Annotated in this window: 19 protein-coding genes; 10 read left to right on the forward strand and 9 right to left on the reverse strand. The window is 73.4% G+C overall.

What is annotated here, in order from left to right:
• The first annotated feature begins 370 nt into the window (after window positions 1-370).
• Window positions 371-1,345: an NAD(P)H-quinone oxidoreductase gene (locus FYW99_RS27795; RefSeq protein ID WP_150254965.1), complete on the forward strand. Its 975-nt coding sequence runs from the start codon at window positions 371-373 to the stop codon at window positions 1,343-1,345.
• 33 nt (window positions 1,346-1,378) lie between these two features.
• Window positions 1,379-1,924 (forward strand): bacterial proteasome activator family protein, encoded by a 546-nt coding sequence (locus tag FYW99_RS27800; protein WP_150254966.1) that lies wholly within the window; start codon window positions 1,379-1,381, stop codon window positions 1,922-1,924.
• Between the two features lie 145 nt (window positions 1,925-2,069).
• Here the strand turns inward: FYW99_RS27800 and serS are convergent, their stop codons facing one another.
• Window positions 2,070-3,341 carry a serine--tRNA ligase gene (gene serS / locus FYW99_RS27805; RefSeq protein ID WP_150254967.1) on the reverse strand — a complete coding sequence of 424 codons (1,272 nt, stop codon included), beginning with the start codon at window positions 3,339-3,341 and terminating at the stop codon, window positions 2,070-2,072.
• 111 nt (window positions 3,342-3,452) lie between these two features.
• Between serS and FYW99_RS27810 the strand changes: the two genes are divergently transcribed.
• Entirely contained in the window at window positions 3,453-3,626 is a 174-nt protein-coding gene (locus FYW99_RS27810; RefSeq protein WP_150254968.1) for a mechanosensitive ion channel, read from the forward strand.
• A 154-nt stretch (window positions 3,627-3,780) separates the two neighbouring features.
• Here FYW99_RS27810 and pheA read toward each other — a convergent pair whose 3' ends face one another.
• From pheA to FYW99_RS27845, 7 genes are all read right to left on the reverse strand, one after another.
• Window positions 3,781-4,728 carry a prephenate dehydratase gene (gene pheA / locus FYW99_RS27815; protein WP_150254969.1) on the reverse strand — a complete coding sequence of 316 codons (948 nt, stop codon included), beginning with the start codon at window positions 4,726-4,728 and terminating at the stop codon, window positions 3,781-3,783.
• A gap of 89 nt (window positions 4,729-4,817) precedes the next feature.
• Window positions 4,818-6,098, reverse strand: a complete 1,281-nt coding sequence (locus tag FYW99_RS27820; RefSeq protein ID WP_223839683.1) for a DUF4446 family protein — start codon at window positions 6,096-6,098, stop codon at window positions 4,818-4,820.
• Between the two features lie 36 nt (window positions 6,099-6,134).
• On the reverse strand, window positions 6,135-6,983 hold the full coding sequence (locus tag FYW99_RS27825) for a glycosyltransferase (RefSeq protein ID WP_150254970.1): 849 nt from the start codon (window positions 6,981-6,983) through the stop codon (window positions 6,135-6,137).
• 11 nt (window positions 6,984-6,994) lie between these two features.
• Window positions 6,995-7,351, reverse strand: a complete 357-nt coding sequence (locus tag FYW99_RS27830; RefSeq protein ID WP_013156254.1) for an STAS domain-containing protein — start codon at window positions 7,349-7,351, stop codon at window positions 6,995-6,997.
• 112 nt (window positions 7,352-7,463) lie between these two features.
• Window positions 7,464-8,081 carry an ATP-binding protein gene (locus FYW99_RS27835; protein ID WP_150254971.1) on the reverse strand — a complete coding sequence of 206 codons (618 nt, stop codon included), beginning with the start codon at window positions 8,079-8,081 and terminating at the stop codon, window positions 7,464-7,466.
• A gap of 124 nt (window positions 8,082-8,205) precedes the next feature.
• Window positions 8,206-10,191 (reverse strand): sensor histidine kinase, encoded by a 1,986-nt coding sequence (locus FYW99_RS27840; protein ID WP_150254972.1) that lies wholly within the window; start codon window positions 10,189-10,191, stop codon window positions 8,206-8,208.
• Between the two features lie 469 nt (window positions 10,192-10,660).
• Window positions 10,661-10,993: a rhodanese-like domain-containing protein gene (locus FYW99_RS27845; protein WP_150254973.1), complete on the reverse strand. Its 333-nt coding sequence runs from the start codon at window positions 10,991-10,993 to the stop codon at window positions 10,661-10,663.
• A 77-nt stretch (window positions 10,994-11,070) separates the two neighbouring features.
• Between FYW99_RS27845 and FYW99_RS27850 the strand changes: the two genes are divergently transcribed.
• Window positions 11,071-11,622, forward strand: coding sequence for an SSI family serine proteinase inhibitor (locus tag FYW99_RS27850; RefSeq protein WP_150254974.1), 552 nt, complete (start codon window positions 11,071-11,073; stop codon window positions 11,620-11,622).
• A 126-nt stretch (window positions 11,623-11,748) separates the two neighbouring features.
• Here the strand turns inward: FYW99_RS27850 and FYW99_RS27855 are convergent, their stop codons facing one another.
• A complete protein-coding gene (locus FYW99_RS27855) occupies window positions 11,749-12,372 on the reverse strand; it encodes a TenA family protein (protein WP_150254975.1) in 624 nt (207 codons plus the stop codon).
• 340 nt (window positions 12,373-12,712) lie between these two features.
• On the opposite strand from FYW99_RS27855, the gene FYW99_RS27860 reads away from it, so the two are divergent.
• The 6 genes from FYW99_RS27860 to FYW99_RS27885 all read left to right on the forward strand — a co-directional run bounded on the left by FYW99_RS27860 (window position 12,713) and on the right by FYW99_RS27885 (window position 20,897).
• Complete coding sequence (locus FYW99_RS27860; RefSeq protein WP_150254976.1) at window positions 12,713-15,133, forward strand: beta-xylosidase/alpha-l-arabinosidase; 2,421 nt, start codon at window positions 12,713-12,715, stop codon at window positions 15,131-15,133.
• Window positions 15,134-15,283: 150 nt separating this feature from the next.
• Window positions 15,284-16,399, forward strand: a complete 1,116-nt coding sequence (locus FYW99_RS27865; RefSeq protein ID WP_150254977.1) for a Gfo/Idh/MocA family protein — start codon at window positions 15,284-15,286, stop codon at window positions 16,397-16,399.
• 76 nt (window positions 16,400-16,475) lie between these two features.
• Entirely contained in the window at window positions 16,476-17,477 is a 1,002-nt protein-coding gene (locus FYW99_RS27870; protein WP_026115342.1) for an ABC transporter permease, read from the forward strand.
• A 3-nt stretch (window positions 17,478-17,480) separates the two neighbouring features.
• Window positions 17,481-18,659 (forward strand): ABC transporter permease, encoded by a 1,179-nt coding sequence (locus FYW99_RS27875; RefSeq protein ID WP_150254978.1) that lies wholly within the window; start codon window positions 17,481-17,483, stop codon window positions 18,657-18,659.
• Between the two features lie 5 nt (window positions 18,660-18,664).
• Window positions 18,665-19,750, forward strand: a complete 1,086-nt coding sequence (locus tag FYW99_RS27880) for an ABC transporter ATP-binding protein (RefSeq protein ID WP_150254979.1) — start codon at window positions 18,665-18,667, stop codon at window positions 19,748-19,750.
• On the forward strand, window positions 19,740-20,897 hold the full coding sequence (locus FYW99_RS27885) for an ABC transporter ATP-binding protein (RefSeq protein WP_150254980.1): 1,158 nt from the start codon (window positions 19,740-19,742) through the stop codon (window positions 20,895-20,897). Before FYW99_RS27880 ends, FYW99_RS27885 begins: the two co-directional genes overlap by 11 nt.
• The last annotated feature ends 57 nt before the right edge of the window (window positions 20,898-20,954 follow it).

Consider the following 20,954-nt stretch of genomic DNA (forward strand, 5'->3'; position numbering starts at 1 on the left):
CGCCCTCGAAGCCGCCGAACCACTGGTCGTGGGGCGAGGGCTCGTGCGCGGTCGGCCCCGGCGCGGCGGCGTCCGGGTCGTACTCCTCCGGGTCACCCGCCGGGCGGTCCGGTTCGACGTGCTCCCCGGCCTCGGGTCCGGGGCCCTCCTCAGAGCTTCGACCCGACCCGTTGTGTTCCTGGTGTGCCACCGGAGTTCTCCTGCGTGAAGGGGGCGTGCTGTGGAGGGAGGGATACCCCAGCGGGGAAGAGACGGGTTCCGCTCCCTGGGATCACTCTTACCCGCCCGACCCCAACGAAGCATCCTTACGAGCAGGTGAACAGAGGAATCCGTTGCCTGTCGTGGAACCTCCCCGGGTACTGTCTGGCTCATGCACGCGATCCGTATCAGCGAACCGGGCGGACCCGAGGTCCTGGCCTGGACCGAGGTTCCCGATCCCGTCCCCGGCGAGGGGGAGGTCCTGGTGGACGTGGCCGCGAGCGCGGCCAACCGGGCCGACGTCTCCCAGCGCCAGGGCAACTACCCGCCGCCGCCCGGCGCCTCCGAGTACCCCGGCCTGGAGTGCTCGGGCACCGTCGCCGCGCTCGGCCCCGGCACCGAGGGCTCGGGCTGGTCCGTGGGCGACCAGGTGTGCGCCCTGCTGTCCGGGGGCGGCTACGCCGAGAAGGTCGCCGTCCCGGTGGGCCAGCTGCTGCCGATCCCCGCGGGCGTGGACCTCGTGGAGGCCGCCGCGCTGCCCGAGGTGGCCGCCACCGTGTGGTCCAACCTGGTGATGGTCGGCGGCCTGCGCGCCGGGGAGACCGTCCTGGTCCACGGCGGCGGCAGCGGCATCGGCACCTTCGCGGTCCAGTTCGCCCGCGCCCTGGGCGCCCGGGTGGCGGTCACGGCGGGCAGCCGGGAGAAGCTGGAGCGCTGCCGCGAACTGGGCGCGGAGATCCTGATCAACTACAAGGAGGAGGACTTCACCGAGCGCGTGCGCGAGGCGGGCGGCGCCGACCTCGTCCTCGACATCATGGGCGGCTCCTACCTGGACGCCAACCTGCGCTCGCTGGCCACGAACGGCCGCCTGGTGATCATCGCGCTGATGGGCGGACGCCACGCCGAGGCCGATCTGGGACGTATGCTCGCCAAGAGGCTCTCCGTCCACGCGACGACCCTGCGTTCCCGCCCCCTGGAGGAGAAGGCAGCCATCGTCTCGGGAGTACTCGAGCAGGTGTGGCCGTTGGTGGAACAGGGAGTCGTCCGCCCCGTCGTCGACCGCTCGGTCCCGATGCGGAACGCGGCGGAGGCGCACCGCGTCATGGAAACGAGCGCGCACACCGGAAAGATCCTTCTTCCCCGTTGACAGCGTGCCGGTGACATCCACGTAAGGGGACTGATGAGCAACGCAGAGAACCCGGAGGAACAGGCTCGGATCCTGGTCATGGGAACCGACCGCGACGGGGACGGCGAGGAGGGCGCGGAGGAGCCGCGCACCCTCGCCGACATGGTGGAGCAGCCCGCCAAGGTGATGCGGATCGGCAGCATGATCCGGCAGCTCCTGGACGAGGTCAAGGCCGCTCCGCTGGACGAGGCGAGCCGGGCCAGGCTCAAGGAGATCCACACCTCGTCCATCAAGGAGCTGGAGGACGGTCTGGCCCCCGAGCTGATCGAGGAGCTGGAGCGGCTGACCCTGCCGTTCGCGGAGGGCGCGGCCCCCAGCGACGCCGAGCTGCGCATCGCGCAGGCGCAGCTGGTGGGCTGGTTGGAGGGGCTGTTCCACGGCATCCAGACCACCCTGTTCGCCCAGCAGATGGCGGCCCGCGCCCAGCTGGAGAACATGCGCAAGGCCCTGCCGCCCGGCCTGGCGGGTCTGCAGGCCCAGGGGCCGGGCGCTCCCGGCGGCCTGGACGAGGAGCCGCACGGCTCCGGTCCGTACCTGTGACCGGTCCGTTCCTGTAACACCGAGCGCGGAGCCCGCCCCCGGCCGGGGGCGGGCTCCGCGCGTACCGGTGCCGGGTCCCTGCGGCTCGACGGCCGTGCGGACGGGTCCGCTGGTCCCGGGTGTACGGGCACCGGGCCCGGGACGCCTACCTGCCCTTGGCGACCGGCTCCAGGACGTCGCGGCCCAGGTAGGGGCGCAGCGCCTCGGGAACCACCACGGAGCCGTCCTCGCGCTGGTGGTTCTCCAGGATGGCGACGATCCAGCGGGTGGTGGCCAGTGTGCCGTTCAGGGTGGCGGCGAAGCGGGGCTTGCCGTCCTCGCCCCGGAACCGCACGTTGAGGCGGCGGGCCTGGAAGTCGGTGCAGTTGGAGGTGGAGGTCAGCTCCCGGTAGGTCTCCTGGGTGGGGACCCACGCCTCGCAGTCGTACTTGCGGGCGGCGCTGGTGCCCAGGTCGCCGCCGGCGATGTCCACCACGCGGTAGGGCAGCTCAAGCTTGTCCAGCATCTCCCGCTCCCAGGCGAGGAGCCGCTTGTGCTCCTCGTGCGCCCGGTCCGGGTGGGTGTAGACGAACATCTCCACCTTCTGGAACTGGTGGACGCGGATGATGCCGCGGGTGTCCTTGCCGTAGGATCCCGCCTCGCGGCGGAAGCACGGCGACCAGCCGATGTAGCGGTTGGGCAGGGCGTCGGCGGACAGGATCTCCCCCGAGTGGTACCCGGCCAGCGGCACCTCGGAGGTGCCCACGAGGTAGAGGTCGTCGGCGGGCAGGTGGTAGACCTCGTCGGCGTGCGAGCCGAGGAAGCCGGTGCCCTCCATGGTCTCGGGCCGGACCAGCACCGGCGGGATCATCGGCGTGAAGCCCGCCTGGACGGCCTGGTTCATGGCCATGTTGAGCAGCGCCAGCTCCAACTGGGCGCCCACGCCGGTGAGGAAGTAGAACCGGGCCCCGGAGACCTTGGCGCCCCGCTCCATGTCGATGGCGCCGAGCATCTCGCCCAGCTCCAGGTGGTCGCGCGGGGTGAAGTCGAACGAGCGCGGGGCGCCGACGGTCTCCAGGACCCTGAAGTCGTCCACGCCGCCCTCGGGTGCGCCCTCCTCCACGAGGTTGGGCACGCCGGACAGGAGTGCGTCCAGCTCGTCGGCGAGGCGACCGGCCTCGGCCTCGGCCTCCTTGACCTCGGCGGCCAGTGCCTTGGCGCGGGTCAGGAGTTCCTCGCGCTCCTCCGGGGAGGCCTTGGAGACGGACCTGCCCACGCTCTTCTGCTCGGCGCGCAGGGTCTCGAACCGGGACAGCGCGGAGCGGCGGTCGGCGTCGAGCCCGAGCAGGCGGTCGGCGACGGAGGGGTCCTCCCCCCGGGCCCGCTGCGAGGCGCGGAGTCGTTCGGGGTCTTCTCGAAGAGCGCGAAGGTCGATCACGTCTTGCAGGTTACCGCCCGGGCCCCATCCTCCCGACATCTTTTCCGCAACCGCGTCATGGATACCCGTTGACCTCGTCATTCTTATGAGAGACCGAGGAGGGGGACGACCGTGAAGCCGTTGAACGAGATGACCGCGGAGGAGCTCGCGTGCGTGCTGGAGGTGTTGGGGGCGACGCGTCCTGAGGACTTCGCGCTGAGGCTGGCGCTGTGCCTGGAACTGGACCGCGCCGACGCGGGGGAGGAGGTCCGCTGGGGCGGCCCGATGGAGGCGGCCCGGGTCTGAGAACCGGGGAACCGGGGGGCCGCCGGACTCGGGGAGGGGAGCGGGACGGCGGCCCCGGCGGACGAGGGGCGGGCGGCCAGCGGTCGCCGGGGCCGCGGAGAGAAGAGGAACCGCCCCCGGAGCCGGGGTCGGGTCGGGTCGGGTCGGGTCGGGGTCAGTCGACCTGACCGGCGCGGATGCGCGCCAGCCACTGCTCTGCCTCGGCGAAGTCGGCGTCGGTGGCCGGTCGGGGCCGCAGCAGTGGATCGTTCTCGGTGGCCCGGCCGCTGCGCGGATAGCTGCCCAGGAAGCGCACGTCCCGGCACACCCGCCGGATGCCCATGAGGGCCTCGCCGACCCGGGCCTCGGCCACGTGCCCCTCGGCGTCGATGCAGAAGCAGTAGCTGCCGAGCCGGTCACCGGTGGGGCGTGACTCCAGCCGGGTGAGGTTGACCCCGCGCACGGCGAACTGGTTGAGCACCTCGATCAGGGCGCCGGGGTGGTCGTCGGCGATGAAGGCGACGAGCGAGGTCAGGTCGGCTCCGGTGGGCGCGGGCAGGACGCCGGGCCGGGAGAGGTAGATGAAGCGGGTGGCGGCGTCGGAGCGGTCGCCGATGCCGGAGGCCAGGGCGTGCAGTCCGTAGCGCTCTCCGGCGATCACGGCGCAGATGGCCGCGTCGTAGGGCGCGCCGGGCTCGGAGACGGCGCGCGCGGCTGCGGCCGTGGAGGAGACGGTGTGCGTGTCCGCCTCGGGCAGGTTGCGGGCGAGCCAGCCCCGGCACTGGGCGAGGGCGTGGGGGTGGGTGGCCACCCGCTTGACGTCCTCCAGCACCGTCCCGCCCCGCGCGAACAGGGCGAACTCGACGGGGACCGCGGTCTCGCCGGTGACGAGGAGCGGATCGCCGTTGACGAGTTCGGCGATGGTGGCGCTGACGCCGCCCTCGACCGAGTTCTCCAGGGGGACGACGCCGCCGTCGACCGCGCCGGAGCGGACCGCGTCGAAGACCGCCGCGACCCCCTCGCAGGGGACGCGGGCCTCGTCGGGCGCGTCCGGGCGCAGGTCGCGCAGTGCGGCTTCGGTGAAGGTGCCCTCGGGGCCGAGGTAGGCGTAGCGGTTGGGCATAACACCAGGCTATACGGACCGGTGCTCCGGGAGCGGCGGTTCGGGACTCGACGCGGGCCCGGCGCCGGGGCCGGGTCGCTTCGGCGCGGTCACCTGCGCGCCTCCGACGCGGGGGCGTCCGCCTCCCGGGCACCGTCCCCGCCGGTCTTCCCGCCGGTCGGGTCCCCTGGGCGCGGCTCGGCGGCCGTCGCGGTCCCCGTGGCGGAGGTTCCCGCGCTCCCCGCCGCGGTGGCGGAGGGCCCCGACCGTACGGTGACGTTGGCTGAGACGACCGGCCTCGCCGCTCCGACTCCCGACCGCACGGCCTCGACGGGGGCCCGGCGGTCGGTGCCGACACGTTCGATCGTCCTGCGGATGACGGAGGCGAGGCCGCGGGGTTCGCGTTCCTCCCGGTCGTCGCCCGTGGCAGCTGAGTCGGCCGACGCTGCCGGGACGGTCCCAGCTGGCGGGGCGGTCCGGGCTGGCGGGACGACCCCGGCTGGCGGGGCGGTCCGGGCTGCTGCTGCGGCCTCCGGGCCATTCCGGTCGTCGCCCGTGGCGAACGTGGCAGCGGAGGAAGCCTGCGCTGGCGGGGCTGAAGTAGCTCCGGTGGCCGACGCGACCGCCTGTTCGCCCGCGACGGACAGGGCGGGCGAGGCTGGCGGGACCCCGGAAACCTCTCGGTCGTCATCCGCGGCAGACGCGGTCGCGGAGGCCTTCCGTGCTGACGGAGCCGCGTGAGCCGCTTCCACGTCCTGTCGGGCCGCGTCCGTGCGGGTCGGGGCCGCCGGGGCGTCCCTGCGCCGCTTCGGGCCCGCGCCCCCCTCGACGACCTCCACGGCACCGGTCTCGACGTCGGCCTCGGCGCCCTCACGCGCGCCGCGCTCCTCGTCCCGCCCGGCCGGGGACCCGGGCTCGTCCCGGGCCGCGGGCGGGGGCACCGGCTGGACACCGGCGGAGGACACCGCCCGCGTCGGGGAACTCCCCGCGGCGGCGCCGACGCCCTCCCCCAGGCGGGCCGACCGGACGACCCGGTGCTCCTCCGGGCTGAGCAGGGTGTCGCAGTCCCCGCCCACCACCGCCTTGGCGTAGGTGCGCGACTCGGTGCGCCCGTTGATGGAGGTGACGACGACGCCGTCACCCTCGCTGTTGAGCAGGGCCAGGGAGAAGGAGCGGGCGCCCGACATCTCCTCCAGGGCGTCGTAGTGGAGCACCGCCACGTCGCGCACGGCGAACGGGTCCACGCCCGAGGCGCTGACCGCGGACGCCCGCTGGGCGAGTGCCTGGGACTCGCTGCTGATCACACGGGTCCTGGACAGCGCGTGCCAGCCGAGGGCGAGCGCACCCAGTCCCGAGAGCATTCCCGTCAAAGCCAGGATCGTAGTGAACACGGAGCGAGCGTATAGCTACACACTGCGCTCATGGGGTTACTTCGGGCGGTTTCTCCAAGTCATGTGCCCGATTTTGCGGGACAGTTGCCGTCCCGCCGTGCGCGTGCGCTCACGGGTCCGGTCCCACCCGCGCCGCACGGTGGGCCGCAGTTCGCGCACCGCCAGCGCTCGGGCCACGTCCGCGAACTGGTGGGCCCGGTGCAGCTGTGCGCGCAGGTCGGTGCCGGTGGCCCGGTGCTCCAGGGGCACCTCCACCTCCAGCACCCGGTGGCCCGCCCTCAGCACGTCGATGGTCAGGCCGGTCTCCACTCCGAAACCGGGGGCCAACGGCCTGGCCGCCTCGAAGGCGGCGCGCGTCAGGCAGCGCTGGCCGTTGAGGGGCTGCTCGGGCTCCCACCCGGTGGCCTTGCGGACGCCGCCGCGCGCGAGGCGCACCACGAACCCGTGGCCGCCCAGGCGCATGCGGGTCGCGGGGAAGAGGGCGATGGTCATGTCGGCCTTGCCGTCGCGGACCGGTTCGACGAGCGGCGCCGCCTCCGCGGCGGTCGCCTCCAGGTCGGCGTCCAGGAACAGCAGGTGCCGGGGGGAGCGCGGGGATCCGTCCCCCGCCTCGTGCTCCTCGATGAGCCGGACGCCCTCCGCGCCCGTCTCCATCGCGGCCCCCTTGCCGCGGTTGCGGCTGTGCCTGAGCACCCGGGCCCCGGCTTCGAGCGCGACGTCGGCCGTGCGGTCGGCGGAACCGTCGTCGACCACGACGACCAGGTCCACCCCGGGCAGTGCGCGGGCGGCCCTGACGGTGCTGCCCACGCGCACCGCCTCGTCCTTGGCGGCGATGACCACGGCGATTCCGGCCCCCTCGGGACCGGCGCCCTCCCCACGAAGCACGCGCGTCCCGTCTACTGGGCGGTGCCGGTCCCCGCGGCCACCGGCAACGCGTCGAGGTCGGGGTGGATGACGAACACCGCGTCCAGCCCGGTGACCTCCAGGACCTTGGTCACCGCGGGCCTCGGCGCCACGAGTTCGAGGTCGCCGTCCTTGTCGCGGGAGCGCTTCATGGCGGAGAGCAGCACGCTGATGCCGGTCGAGTCGCAGAACTCCACCCGCGACATGTCGACGACCAGCCGCCGTGCCCCGTCCTCCAGGGCTCCGATGAGCTCGTCACGCAACTGGGGTGCCGTGTACAGGTCGATCTCACCGCCCACGGTTACCACCGCGACGTCTTGCTGAGACCGGCTTGATATCTTCAACTCCACAGTCGTGACTGTAGCGGCCGCACCAGCGCCGGGCCACCTCGTTGGCGGTGTTTCGCGACATCGGTGACGTTCCTCCGCCGGTGGCGGCGCCGTCACCGCGGAGCGGGCTCCCTCAGAGGAGGGCGCTCCGGGCCCTCGCGTTGTCCGCGGCGCCCAGCCGCAGCTCGACGACCTCGGCGGCGTCCGGGTACGGGTTCGTCGCCCCGAAGCCCTCCGGCAGTCCCCGGGCCGTGTCCTCCTCCTCGCCCGCGGAGCCCTCGGCGGGGATCTCCAGGACCGCCCAGACCGTGGTGGTGGTCGCGTCCATCTCGGTGCCCCAGCGGCCGGACAGGGACTGGACGATGCCCAGGCCCCGGCCGCCCAGTCCGGAGACCGAGGGCCGCGCCACCCGTGGCATGGTGCTGGAGCCGCCGTCGCGTACGGCGATCTCCACCCAGCCGCACGCCCCCGACCCGCGGTCCACCTCGGCCCGCCAGGACACGCCGACGCTGTCCTCGGGGTTCTCGGGGGCGGGCAGGGGTCTGGCATGGCGGAGGGCGTTGCTGACGAGCTCGCTGAGGACGAGGGCCGCGTCGTCCACGCACTCCTCGCTGATCCTCAGGGCGCGGAGGTCGCGGCAGAGCCGCTGCCTGGCACCGGCCACGGTGGCGGGGGTGTGGGGGAGCGTGACGCTCCGCTCGACCTTGTGCGGGCAGTCACCCGCGTCGAGTGGGCTGTGGTCTCCTGACACGTCGAAATCCCTGCGCGTTGGTGCTTCCTCGGGCCGTCCGGAACCCGCCCGATGTGTGCCAGCGAATTCCACCAGGGGTGGAAATGCCCCGTTCACCTCGGAAGGAAACCCACCACGAGATGAATCACGGAGTACGACTCGCACGTCGGCGCGGGGATCGCTGACGGGACAGGGGTTCAGGGGTTGATGAGTTTTTTGTTGTTTCCTGGGACTCAGGTTGCCTGTGGAGCGGTTCGCTGCGTGTGGAGGGCTCCGCGCCCTCACCGGGGTACAGCGGCACGGTGAACCGCATGCGCGCGCCGCGCTCCAGGCGCTGGGCGGTCACGTCGCCGCCCTGGTCCCTGGCCAGCTGGCGCACGATGTAGAGGCCGAGCCCGAGTCCGCCGAAGCGGGACTCCTCGCCGCGCACCCCGGACTGCACGAAGCGGTCGAAGATCCGCTCCTCGTCGCCCGGACGCAGCCCCACGCCCTCGTCGTCGACCACGACCGCGACGGCGTCGCCCTCCTCCCGCACGCCCACGCGCACGGCCCCGCCCCGGGGCGAGAACTTGAGGGCGTTGTCGAGCAGCTGGTCCATGATCATGCTCGTGGCCAGCGGGTCGCCCGCCGTGGGCGGAAGGTCGGGCAGGTCGTCCAGGGTGACGTCGTGCCGGTCGGACAGGGGCCGGAAGGCGCTGACCGCCTGCCGCAGCACCTCGGGCAGGTCGAACCGGTCGCGGCCGACCCGCATCTCGCCGCGCGCGACGTCCGAGCCCAGCTGGAGCCGGTCCACCAGCGCGGCCAGGGCCGAGGAGCGCTCCGCGATGGTGCCGACGGCCTGGTACTGCGAGTCCGGGCTGAGCCGGGACCACTTGCGCAGGAGCGTGGTGGCGTAGCCGTGGATGACGGTGATGGGGGTGCGCAGCTCGTGCCCGCTCGTGGCCAGGAACGCCTCGCGCTCGTCCTCCATGGCCTTCTGCGCGGTGATGTCGCGAAAGTCCACCACCCACTCGTGGGTGCGCGGGATCTGCGCCATCAGGATCTCCAGCCAGCGGCCGTCGCGGAGCTTGTGCTTGACCGGCTGGCCGTGGCAGGCGGGCAGCGGGAAGGGCGGGTGGCGCCCCTCCATCACCTCGGCCGTGTAGCCGGTGAGCTCCACCGCCGACCGGTTCCACTTGCGCACCCGGCCGCCGAAGTCGAGCACGGCGATCCCGTCGGCGCTGGAGTCGGCCACGGCCTGTTCGTGGACGCGCTGGCGGTTGAGCTCCTCGTAGGCCAGCGCGTTGCCGATCGCCACCCCGGCGTGCGCGGCGAGCAGTTCGAGCAGCTCCAGCTCCACGTGCCCCACCTTGCGCTGGCTGTAGAGCGCGTACAGGGCGCCGTAGGGGCGGCCGTGCACGTTGGACACGCCCAGCGCGATGGTGTGCAGCCCGGGCAGGTCGGCCCAGACCAGGTCCTGGAGTCCGCGGGTGTCCTCGTTGGCCAGCAGCACGGACTTGCCGCTGCGCAGGAGCTCGCCGAACAGGCTGTCGTCCAGCGCCGAGCTGAACCCCTGGAGGTCCTCCGACAGCTCCGAGATGCTGACCAGTTCCACGCGGTCCTCGTTGAGCAGGACGAAGCCGCCCGCGTCGGCCCCGGTGAGCTCGGTGATGCCGCGGGAGATGCGGTCGAGCACGGTCTTGAGGCTGAGGTCGGCGTTGATGTCGACGACCACGTCGGTGAGCCGCCGCACGAGGCGGGCCCGCTCCATCGCCGAGGAGCGGGCCTGAACGTCGCTGTCGGAGGGGTAGAGGTTGAGCACCCACCCGGCCACGCCGCCGTCCGCGCCGGGCACCCGGTTGGTGTTGATCCGCACGTCGACGACCGTGCCGTCCCTGCGCATCCGGCGGCTGTGGATGGACAGCGGGGTTCCTGCGCGCACGTGTTCGAGCACCGCGCCGTGCTCGGCCCGCAGCTCGGCGGGGACGATCGGCAGCTCGCCCCCGAGCACCTCCTCCGCACGCCAGCCGAACAACCGTTCGGCGGCCGGGTTCCAGAGGGTGACTCGGAGTTCGCTGTCGACGCAGACCACCGCGTCCGCTGAGGCGGCCAGCACGGCTTCGGCGCTGAGGGGCGCGCGCTCGGAACTCACGACGTCATAGTGCCACCCGGAAGCGGCCCGGGGGCAGGGCTTTGCGCAATCGGAGCCAAATCGGCTCCGGTGCCGCTGGATCCGGCCGTCCAAGGGGCTCGACCCCTGAGGCTCTGTTCGGGCGCCCGCGGGGTTCTGGAGGTGACGGACGTGCGATCGCGAGGAACGAGCCATCGCACGGGAGACACCGAAGGTTCCCGCTCCCCGGGTGCCCGCACACGGGCCGAAGCGAAGCGGAGGCCCAAGGGGGCTCTGTTCGGGCGCCCGCGGGGTTCTGGAGGTGGCGGACGTGCGATCGCGAGGAACGAGCCATCGCACGGGAGACACCGAAGGTTCCCGCTCTTTGGGCGCCCGAACGAGGAGAGCACCGCGCTTCGCACCCGTTGAGGGTGGTAGCCCGCCCCGGCGCGAAGCGCCACCGGCGGGCGATGGCGGGCGGCGGGCGGGGCGAAGCCCCAAAGGGACGCTGCTAGATCACCCGGGGTTCCGCGCCGCCCTCCGCGGCCATGCCGCGTCCGGCGTGCTCCCAGGCCTGCATGCCGCCGGAGACGTTGACCGCGTCCCACCCGGCCTGGTTCATCGCCGCGACGGCCTGCGCCGACCGGCCCCCCACGCGGCAGACGACGTAGACCCGCTGGTCGCGCGGGACCTCGCCCGCGCGCTGGTTGAGCTGACCGAGCGGGATGTGCGTCGCGTCGGGCGCGTGGCCCGCGTTCCACTCGTCGTCCTCGCGGACGTCGAGGAGGTAGGCGTCCTCGGGCACCTCGGTGACGTTGGCCTCCGGAACACCGCTGCCGAACATGTGACCCCCTGTATCCGTGTACTTCGAGAAATGTGAGATGCGGGGAACCCGTCGGGAACCCCCCGCGTCCGAACTGTATGGCTCAGCACACCTTCGCGACGGCACTGCCGACCCGCCTCGCCGCTCTCGCAGCCCTCGGCCTGCTCCTCACGGCCTGCGGCAACGAACCCGCCGAGGTGAACGCACCCGAGTCCGAGTCCGCAACCGACGAGACCAGCCCCTCCGCGTCCCCCGGCGACCCCTCCTCCGCCACGGACGCCCCCGCCCCGGGGGAGACCGGCGGCGGGGAGGCCGAGACCAGCCTCACCATCGAACGCACCCTCAGCGGGGACGAGGCCCTGGTGCCCGCGGAGGGCTACGAGGAGGGGGTGTGGACCCTCACCTGCTCCCCCGCGGGCGGCGACCACCCCGATCCCGAGGCGGCGTGCGCCGAGATCGAGGAGGTCGGCACCGGCCCCTTCACCAGCGGCGACACCTCCGACACGATGTGCACGATGCAGGTGGGCGGCCCCGAGGTCGTCCACGTGACCGGGCACGTCGGCGGGACCGAGGTCGACACCGAGTTCAACAAGCGCAACGGCTGCGAGATCGAGCGCTTCGAGACCCTGTCCACGGTGCTCAACCCCTGACGGGGGAGGTACCCGAAGGCAGACCGGGGAGCCGGGCCGCGCCGCCCGGCTCCCCGTCGCGCGTGCGCGGCTCAGCACGGCCCGCTGACGCGAGAAGACCCGCGAGGCCCCCGTCGCGTGCGCGGCTCAGCTGGTGCGCGCGGTGTGGGGCGTGTCCCAGAAGGCGACCTCGTGGCGCATGCCCTCCAGGAAGAGGCGCTCGGCGCGCCCGGGATCCGGGGCGGCCTCCTCCAGCATCCGCCCGTAGTGCTCGGTGAGGGTGGTGAACTCCGGGTCGGCGTAGGTGTCGACCCACCGGCGGTAGCGCGGCTCCTCCGGGCGGTCGTCGGCGAGCGCGAGCCCGAGCTGGTTGTACCCCCACATGCACGGGTACACGGCGGCGAGCCCGTCTCGGTAGTCGGCGGCGGCGTCGAGCAGCCAGGCGGTGTAGGCCGCGCAGGCCGGACCCTTGTCCCGTGTGGTCAGGTCCGCGCCGAACTCCCCGGACAGTGAGCGGTGCAGCTCCAGCTCCTCGTTGAGGGTGCTGTGCGCGATGCCCACCAGGTCGGCGAGGTGGTCGTCGGGGGCCTGCCAGGCCAGCCGGGAGAAGGCCCGCGCGTAGTCGAGCAGGTAGAGGTGGTCCTGCTCCAGCCAGTACCGGAAGGCGCGCTCGTCCAGGTCCCCCCGGGCGATCCCGGCGACGGTCGGGTGCGCCAGCTGCTCGGCGACCAGCGGCCGCCCGATCTCATGGAGTCGTTCGAGAATTCCCACGCCCGAAGTGTCCCATCCGCCCTTTCGGCAGCCCCGGGCGGCCCGGACAGCGTGACCCGGCAGCCTTTCCGAAACTTTCGAGCTTTTTCGGGTTCCCGTGGATCCGCCTGACGAAACCCTTTCCCGGCAGCCCATCGACCCCTTTCGAATGTCGCAGGTCAACACCAACATGTGACCTATATCTCCCACAGGGGTTGACCTGCCTACCGCGACTACGTACATTCTCCGTCAGTAAGTTTCGATACTAGTTTCGAAAGTTTCGGATCTCCATGGCGCGCGGACCACCACCCGGACACACGACATCCCCGCATCCCCACTGAGCACAGAAAGGCCCACCCACATGACCGGACCCTCGGAACACGTCGCGGACCGGGAGGACGCCGACGACGGTTGGCGGGACCCCTCCCTCCCCGACGCGACGCGCGTCGAGCGACTGCTGGGATCGATGACCCTGGAGGAGAAGGTCGCCCAGCTGCACGGTGTGTGGGTGAGCGCGGACGCCTCGGGCGAGGCCGTCGCACCGCACCAGCACGACCTCACCCAGGAGCCCCCCGCCTGGGAGAAGGTCATCGAGTACGGCCTCGGCCAGCTCACCCGGCCCTTCGGCACCCTGCCGGTCGACCCCGCCGCCGGCCGGGCGTCGCTGGCCCGCAGCCAGCGGGAGATCATGGCCGCCAACCGCTTCGGCATCCCGGCCCTCGCCCACGAGGAGTGCCTGGCCGGGTTCGCCGCCTGGACCGCGACGATCTACCCGGTCCCCCTGGCCTGGGGCGCCAGCTTCGACCCCGACCTGGTCGAGCGGATGGCCGCGCAGATCGGTGGGAGCATGCGCCGGGTCGGCGTCCACCAGGGCCTGGCCCCCGTGCTGGACGTGTCCCGCGACCCCCGCTGGGGCCGCACAGAGGAGACCATCGGCGAGGACCCCCACCTCGTGGCGACCGTGGGCACCGCCTACGTGCGCGGCCTCCAGTCCGCCGGGATCGTGGCCACCCTCAAGCACTTCACGGGTTACTCGGCCTCCCGGGGCGGCCGCAACCTGGCGCCGGTCTCGATCGGCCCGCGCGAGTTCGCCGACGTCCTGCTGCCCCCCTTCGAGATGGCCGTGCGCGACGGAGGCGCCGGGTCGGTCATGTCCGCCTACAACGACAACGACGGGGTGCCCGCCGCCGCGGACACGCGCCTGCTCACCGGCCTGCTGCGGGACCAGTGGGGCTTCGAGGGCACCGTGGTGGCCGACTACTTCGGCGTCGCCTTCCTCCAGACCCTGCACCGCGTCGCCGACTCCGCCGAGCGGGCCGGCGCCCTGGCCCTGACCGCGGGCGTGGACGTCGAACTGCCCACCGTGCACTGCTACGGCGACCTGCTCACCGCCCTGGTCCGCTCGGGCGAGGTGTCCGAGGAGCTGGTCGACCGGGCCGCCCGGCGCGTGCTCCTCCAGAAGTGCGGGCTGGGCCTGCTCGACGCCGGGTGGTCTCCGGAGCCCGAGGACCCCGCCGTCCCCGTGGACCTGGACCCCGCCGGGCACCGCGCGCTGGCCCGCGAACTCGCCGAGCACTCGGTGGTCCTGCTCTCCAACACCGACGACGCGCTCCCCCTGGCCGACACCGGGGACCTGGCCCTGGTCGGGCCGCTCGCCGACACCGCCGACGCCGTGCTCGGCTGCTACTCCTTCCCCGCCCACGTGGGCAGGCGCCACCCCGGCACCGCCGTGGGCGTGGAGATCCCCACCCTGCTGGAGTCCCTGGGCGCCGAACTGCCCGGCGTCCGCGTCGAGCACCGCGCCGGGTGCTCGGTGGACGGCGACTCCACCGACGGCTTCGCCGAGGCCCTGCTGGCGGCCGGGCGCGCCCGGGTGTGCGTGGCCGTGGTGGGCGACCGCTCCGACCTGTTCGGCCGGGGCACCTCCGGCGAGGGCTGCGACGCGGAGGACCTGCGCCTGCCCGGGGTCCAGCAGGAGTTCCTGGAGGCCCTGGCCGACACCGGCACCCCCGTGGTCGCGGTGGTGGTGTCCGGACGGCCCTACGTACTGGGCCCGGTCGCCGACCGGCTGGCCGCCGTCGTCCAGGCCTTCCTCCCCGGTGAGGAGGGCATGCCCGCGGTGGCCGGAGTGCTCTCGGGCCGGGTCAACCCCAGCGGACGCCTGCCGGTGTCCGTGCCGCGCACGTCCGGCGGTCAGCCCGCCACCTACCTCGGCCCCGACCTGGCCCACCGCAGCGAGGTCAGCTCGGTGGACCCGACCCCGCGCCACCCCTTCGGCCACGGCCTGTCCTACACACGGTTCGTCTGGGAGGACCCGCGCGTGGACGCGGGCCCCGTCCGTCCGGGAGAGGTCCCCCGGGTGGGCACCGACGGGGAGGTCACCGTCGGCTGCACCGTCCGCAACGTCGGCGGCGCGGCCGGGACCGAGGTCGTCCAGCTCTACCTGCACGACCCCGTCGCCCAGGTGGCCAGGCCCCGCAGGCAGCTGGTCGGCTACGCGCGGGTGCACCTGGAGGCCGGGGAGGCGCGGGCGGTGGACTTCTCCGTCCACGCCGACCTGGCCTCCTACACCGGCCCGGACGGACGGCGCGTCGTCGAGCCCGGCCGCCTGGAACTGCTGCTGTCCGCGTCGAGCGAGGACGTCCGGCACACCGTGCCGGTCCTGCTCGACGGGCCCACGCGCGTCGTGGACCACACCCGGCGCCTGGCCTGCGGGGTCCAGCTCGACCCCGTCGACCAGGACGAGCGGGCCGACCGGAGGGAGGTCGCCGCGCGCGGCTGAGCGGTGGGGCCGCGCCCCGCGCGGCCCCCGCCCACACCCACACCCACACCCACACCCACTGAGCAAGCGCTTACCACCCCGGCTACGGCCCCTTCGTCCGAGCACTCCTCCACCCCCCGTACCCCCCGCTGCCAGAGGAGACAACCACACATGAGCACCCCCTCCCCGACGGCCGGTCCGCCCACGGGCCCGGTCCGCGTCGCGCTCGTGGGAACCGGGAACATCGCCCGCTTCCACGCGGAAGCGCTGCTGTCCCTGCCGGACCGGGCCGCGGTCGTCGCCGCCGTCGACGTCGACACCCGCGCCCTGGACGTGTTCCGCTCCCGCTTCGCGGTCCCGGCCGGGTACACCGACCTGACCGAGATGCTGGACCGGGAGCGTCCGGAACTGGTGCACGTGTGCACACCGCCGGGCCTGCACCGGTCCCAGGTGGAGGCCTGTCTGGGCGCGGGCGCCTCCGTGCTGGTGGAGAAGCCGCCGGCGCTGAGCCTGGCCGAGGCGGAGAGGATGGCTGCGGCCGAGGGGGGCGGGCGCGGGCCGTGGATGGCCACGGTGTTCCAGCACCGCTTCGGCTCGGGCGCCCGCCGGGTGCGGGCGCTGTCGGAGGCCGGTGTGCTGGGGCGGCCCCTGGTGGCGGCCTGCCACACGACGTGGTTCCGGCCCCAGGAGTACTTCGACGTGCCGTGGCGCGGCAGGTGGGAGACCGAGGGCGGCGGCCCGACCATGGGGCACGGCATCCACCAGATGGACCTGCTGCTCTTCCTGCTGGGCCCGTGGACGGAGGTGTCGGCGGTCGCCCGCCGCCAGGCGCGCGACGTCGAGACCGAGGACGTCTCCCTGGCCCGGGTGGACTTCGCCAACGGGGCGGTGGCCAGCGTGGTCAACAGCCTGGTCTCCCCGCGCGAGGAGAGCCGGATCCGGATCGACTTCGAGCGGGCGACCGTCGAGCTGGTCCACCTCTACGGCTACGGCGACGGGAACTGGCGGATCACCCCCGCCCCGGGGTTCGAGGAGGAGGTCGCGGCCGCCTGGGAGGCGGGGGAGCACGGCACCGACAGCGGGCACCGAGCGCAGATCGCCCGGGTGCTGGAGGCGCTGCGCGAGGGCACCGCCCCGCCCGTGTCCTCCGCCGAGTCGCTGCGGACGATGCGCCTGGTCGCCGGGGTCTACGCCTCCGCCTTCGAGGGGCGGCCCGTCACCCCCGCCGACCTGGGGCCGGAGTCGCCGTTCCACGCGCGCATGGACGGCGGTGCGGTCCGGTGGTGAGGCCGCGCCCGCCGGCGCGCGGCCCCGGGGGCCGTCCGGGCGGCCCCCGCCCGTCGCCCGCGCCGAGGGGGACGCCGTGCGCCGCTACGTGATCCGCCGCGTGCTGTACATGGTCCCGACCCTGCTGGCGATCTCGCTGGTCGCGTTCCTGGTCATCCAGCTGCCCCCGGGCGACTTCCTCACCGCCTACATCGCCGAGCTGTCCGCGCAGGGACAGGGCGTGGACAGCGCCCAGATCCGCGCCCTGGAGGAGAGGTACGGGCTCAACGACCCCTTCCTCGTCCAGTACTGGAACTGGATCTCCGGGATCGTCCTGGAGGGCGACTTCGGCCAGTCCTTCCAGTACCACCGCGAGGTGGCCGACCTGATGTGGGACCGGATCGGCCTCACCCTGGCCCTGGCCCTGGTCACCCTCCTGCTGAGCTGGGCGATCGCCTTCCCGATCGGGGTGTACTCGGCGGTCCGCCAGTACTCGCCGGGCGACTACGCGGTGACCTTCGTCGGGTTCGTCGGCCTGGCCACGCCGAACTTCATGCTCGCGCTGATCTTCGCCTGGGTGTCCTTCCGCTACTTCGGCCAGAGCGTGGGCGGCATCGTCTCGCGCGAGTACGCCGACGCCGCCTGGAACCTGGGCAAGGTCCTGGACGTGGTGTCCAACCTGTGGATACCGGTGCTCATCATCGGCACAGCGGGCACGGCGGCGCTCGTACGCGTGCTGCGCGCCAACCTCCTGGACGAGCTGCGCAAGCCCTACGTCACCACGGCCCGCGCCAAGGGCCTGCCCGAGTGGCGGGTCATCCTCAAGTACCCCGTGCGCATGGCCCTCAGCCCCTTCATCAGCACCATCGGGTGGATCCTGCCCACGCTCGTGGGCGGCGAGGTGATGGTCTCCATCGTGCTGAGCCTGGAGACGACCGGACCACTGCTGGTGGAGGCCCTGCGCAACCAGGACATGTACCTGGCCGGGAGCTTCATCCTCGTCCTCGGTGTGCTGACGGTCGTCGGCACCCTGCTGTCCGACCTGCTGCTGGCCTGGTGGGACCCGCGCATCCGCCACCACCACGTCGAGAGGGTGTGACCCATGGCAGCCCTGCCCGACCGCCCCCCGCCCCCCGAGGAGCCCCTGGGCGCCACCGCCGCCGGACCCGGGGCCGCCGAGCCCCCGGCCACCGCGGACCCGCGGGGGGAGGCGCCCCAGCGCGTGCTCTTCCGGCGGCGCTTCCGCCGCAACAGGCTGGCCGTCGCCGGCGCGCTCGTGCTGTGCGCGCTGGTCCTGGTGTCGGTGTTCTCCGAGTTCGTCGCGCCCAGCACACCGGACGCCTACAACGCCGAGCGCACCTACGCCCCGCCGCAGGCGCTGCACGTCGTGGACACCTCCGACGGCTTCGACCTGGGCATGTACGTGTACGGCTACCGGGTGGAGCGCGACCCCGAGACGCTCGCCAACACCTACACCGTCGACGAGTCCGTGAAGATCCCCGTCGGCCTGTTCGTGCGCGGCGAGCCCTACGAGATGTGGGGCCTGATCCCCTCGGACATCCACCTGATCGGCGCCAGCGACCCCGACCAGGACGTGTACTTCCTGGGCGCCGACCGCAACGGCCGCGACATGGCCTCCCGGATCGTCCACGGCACCCGGGTGTCGATGTCCATCGGCCTGGCCGGGGTCGCGCTGTCCTTCGTCCTGGGCCTCGTACTCGGCGGCCTGTCCGGCTACCTCGGCGGACGCGTCGACAACGCCATCCAGCGCGTCATCGAGTTCCTGATGTCCATCCCCACGATCCCGCTGTGGATGGGCCTGTCCGCCGCCGTCCCCCGCGAGTGGGGGTCGGTGCAGACCTACGTCGCCATCACCGTGCTCCTGTCGCTCATCGGCTGGACCGACCTGGCGCGCGTGGTGCGCGGCCGGTTCCTGTCGCTGCGCCAGGAGGACTTCGTGACGGCCGCCCGGCTGGACGGCTGCGGCACCGGACGGGTCATCGCCCGCCACATGCTGCCGTCCTTCACCAGCCACATCATCGCCTCGCTGACCCTGGCCGTGCCGTTCATGATCCTGGCCGAGACCTCGCTGTCCTTCCTGGGCCTGGGTCTGCAACCACCGGTCGTGAGCTGGGGCGTCCTCCTCCAGGAGGCGCAGAACATCCACTCGATCGCGGGCGCCCCCTGGCTGCTGCTGCCCGGGGCCGCGGTGACGGTGGCGGTGCTGGTGCTCAACTTCGTCGGCGACGGCGTCCGCGACGCCGCCGACCCGTACAGGTGAGGAAGGTGGCCGCCGTGACGGCCCAGACCCGCGACGACGTCGTCCTGGACATCCAGGACCTCCGGACCCACTTCACCACCGACGACACCGTGGTGCGCGCCGTGGACGGGGTGGACCTGGCGGTCCGCCGTGGCAGCACGCTGTGCGTGGTCGGCGAGAGCGGCTGCGGCAAGAGCGCCATGGCCCGCTCGGTACTGCGACTGGTGGAACCGCCCGGCGAGGTGGTGGGCGGCAGGATCCTGCTGCACCCGGAAGGAGAGGGCGGGGAGCCCCTGGACCTGGCCGCCCTGCGCCCCACCGGCAGGGAGATCCGCGCGGTGCGCGGCCGCGAGGTGGCCATGGTCTTCCAGGAGCCCATGTCCTCGCTGTCCCTGGTGCACACCGTCGGCAACCAGATCGGCGAGTCCCTGCGCGTGCACCGCCGCGTGTCCCGCCGGGAGGCCCGCGAACGCTCCGTGGACCTGCTCGAACGCGTGCGGGTCCCCGGCGCCGGGCGCGTCGTGGACTCCTACCCCTTCCAGCTCTCCGGCGGAATGCGGCAGCGGGTCATGATCGCGATGGCCCTGGCGTGCGGGCCGCGCGTGCTCATCGCCGACGAGCCCACCACCGCGCTGGACGTGACCACCCAGGCCCAGATCCTCGACCTGTTCGCCGACCTGCGCCGCGACACCGGCATGGGCCTGCTCTTCATCACCCACGACATGGGCGTGGTCGCCGAGATCGCCGACGAGGTCGCCGTCATGTACCTGGGCACGGTGGTCGAGCAGGGGCCGGTGGACGAGATCTTCCACGACCCCCGCCACCCCTACACCCGCGCCCTGCTGGAGGCGGTCCCCCGGATCGGCGCGGCCCGCTCACACCGCCTGCCCACCATCCGGGGCGCCATCCCCGACCCCGGGAACCAGCCCACCGGCTGCGTGTTCCGCACCCGCTGCCCCGAGGCCGTGGAGGGGCTGTGCGACACCACCGTCCCCCCGGTCACCGCCCCCGGGCCCGGCCGCCGGGTGCGCTGCCTCCTGGAGGGGGGCACCCCGCCTCCCGGCGGCGCGGGCGCCGAACCGACCGGCAAGGAGACCGTCGATGCCGACTGAGACACCGGCCGGACCGCCGGACCCCGCGCCGCACGGACCCGTGTCCGCGCCCGCGGCCGAACCCGTCCTGAGCATCCGCGGCCTGCGGGTGGACTACCCCGTGCGCGGGCGCTCCCGGCGCGGCCCCCGCCACGTGCGGGCCGTGGCCGGGGTGGACCTGGACGTGTACCCGGGCGAGACCCTCGGCCTGGTCGGGGAGTCAGGGTGCGGCAAGACCACCCTGGGTTCGAGCATCATGCGGGCCCGCCCGGAGGCCACCGGTCGGATCCGCTACCGCGCCTCCGACGGCCGCGTCCTGGAGGCCCTGGCTCTGTCCGGCGACGACGCCGCCGTCTACCGGCGCGAGGTGCGGATGGTCTTCCAGGACCCGCAGTCCTCCCTCAACCCCCGGATGACCCTGCGCGACATCGTCGGGGAACCCCTGCGGATGCTGCTGGGGCTGCGCGGGCAGGAACTGGAGGCGCGCGTGTGCGAGGCCATGGAGCGGGTGGGGCTGCACCCCGACCACCTGCGCCGCTACCCGCACGCGTTCTCCGGGGGCCAGCGCCAGCGGGCGGCCATCGCACGCGCCCTGGTCCCGGGGCCGCGCCTGGTCGTGGCCGACGAGGCGGTCAGCGCCCTGGACACCTCCGTGCGCTCGCAGATCCTCAACCTCCTCCAGGACCTCCAGGACGACCTGGGGCTGACCTACCTGTTCGTCTCGCACGACCTGTCGGTGGTCGAGCACGTGTGCGACCGGGTCGCGGTCATGTACCTCGGCCGGATCGTGGAGGTGGCGCCCACCGACGAGCTGTTCCGGCGGCCGCGGCACCCCTACACCGAGGCGCTGGTCTCCGCCGTGCCCATCCCCGACCCGCGGCTGCGCGGCACCCGCGAGCGCGTCCGGCTCACCGGCGAGGTCCCCGACCCCTCGCGGCCGCCGTCCGGATGCCCCTTCCACCCCCGGTGCGGATACGCCACCGACCTGTGCGCCGCCGAGGACCCCGCGCCGCGCACCGTCGCGCCGGGCCGCACGGTGGCGTGCCACCACACCGAGGAGCTCGACCTGGCCGGGATCACCGCGGACTCCGCGCCCGGCACCGCGACCACCGGTCCCCCGGCCCGCGCGACGCGGGAACCCCCCACGAGGCAGGAGAAGGACTCATGAGACGACGAACGGCAGGCGGCGGGAGGCGGTGGCTGGGCGCCGCCGCGGGAGCGGCGG

The organism is Nocardiopsis deserti (assembly GCF_008638355.1).
Taxonomy (GTDB): Bacteria; Actinomycetota; Actinomycetes; order Streptosporangiales; family Streptosporangiaceae; genus Nocardiopsis; species Nocardiopsis alborubida.

Excerpts from the sequence above, each read along its gene's own strand:
- FYW99_RS27885 (WP_150254980.1), top strand. The coding sequence starts at position 19,740 with ATGCCGACTGAGACACCGGCCGGACCGCCGGACCCCGCGCCGCACGGA.
- FYW99_RS27800 (WP_150254966.1), top strand. The coding sequence starts at position 1,379 with ATGAGCAACGCAGAGAACCCGGAGGAACAGGCTCGGATCCTGGTCATG.
- FYW99_RS27860 (WP_150254976.1), top strand. The coding sequence starts at position 12,713 with ATGACCGGACCCTCGGAACACGTCGCGGACCGGGAGGACGCCGACGAC.
- FYW99_RS27865 (WP_150254977.1), top strand. The coding sequence starts at position 15,284 with ATGAGCACCCCCTCCCCGACGGCCGGTCCGCCCACGGGCCCGGTCCGC.
- FYW99_RS27875 (WP_150254978.1), top strand. The coding sequence starts at position 17,481 with ATGGCAGCCCTGCCCGACCGCCCCCCGCCCCCCGAGGAGCCCCTGGGC.
- pheA (WP_150254969.1), bottom strand. The coding sequence starts at position 4,728 with ATGCCCAACCGCTACGCCTACCTCGGCCCCGAGGGCACCTTCACCGAA.
- FYW99_RS27795 (WP_150254965.1), top strand. The coding sequence starts at position 371 with ATGCACGCGATCCGTATCAGCGAACCGGGCGGACCCGAGGTCCTGGCC.
- FYW99_RS27850 (WP_150254974.1), top strand. The coding sequence starts at position 11,071 with ATGGCTCAGCACACCTTCGCGACGGCACTGCCGACCCGCCTCGCCGCT.
- FYW99_RS27845 (WP_150254973.1), bottom strand. The coding sequence starts at position 10,993 with ATGTTCGGCAGCGGTGTTCCGGAGGCCAACGTCACCGAGGTGCCCGAG.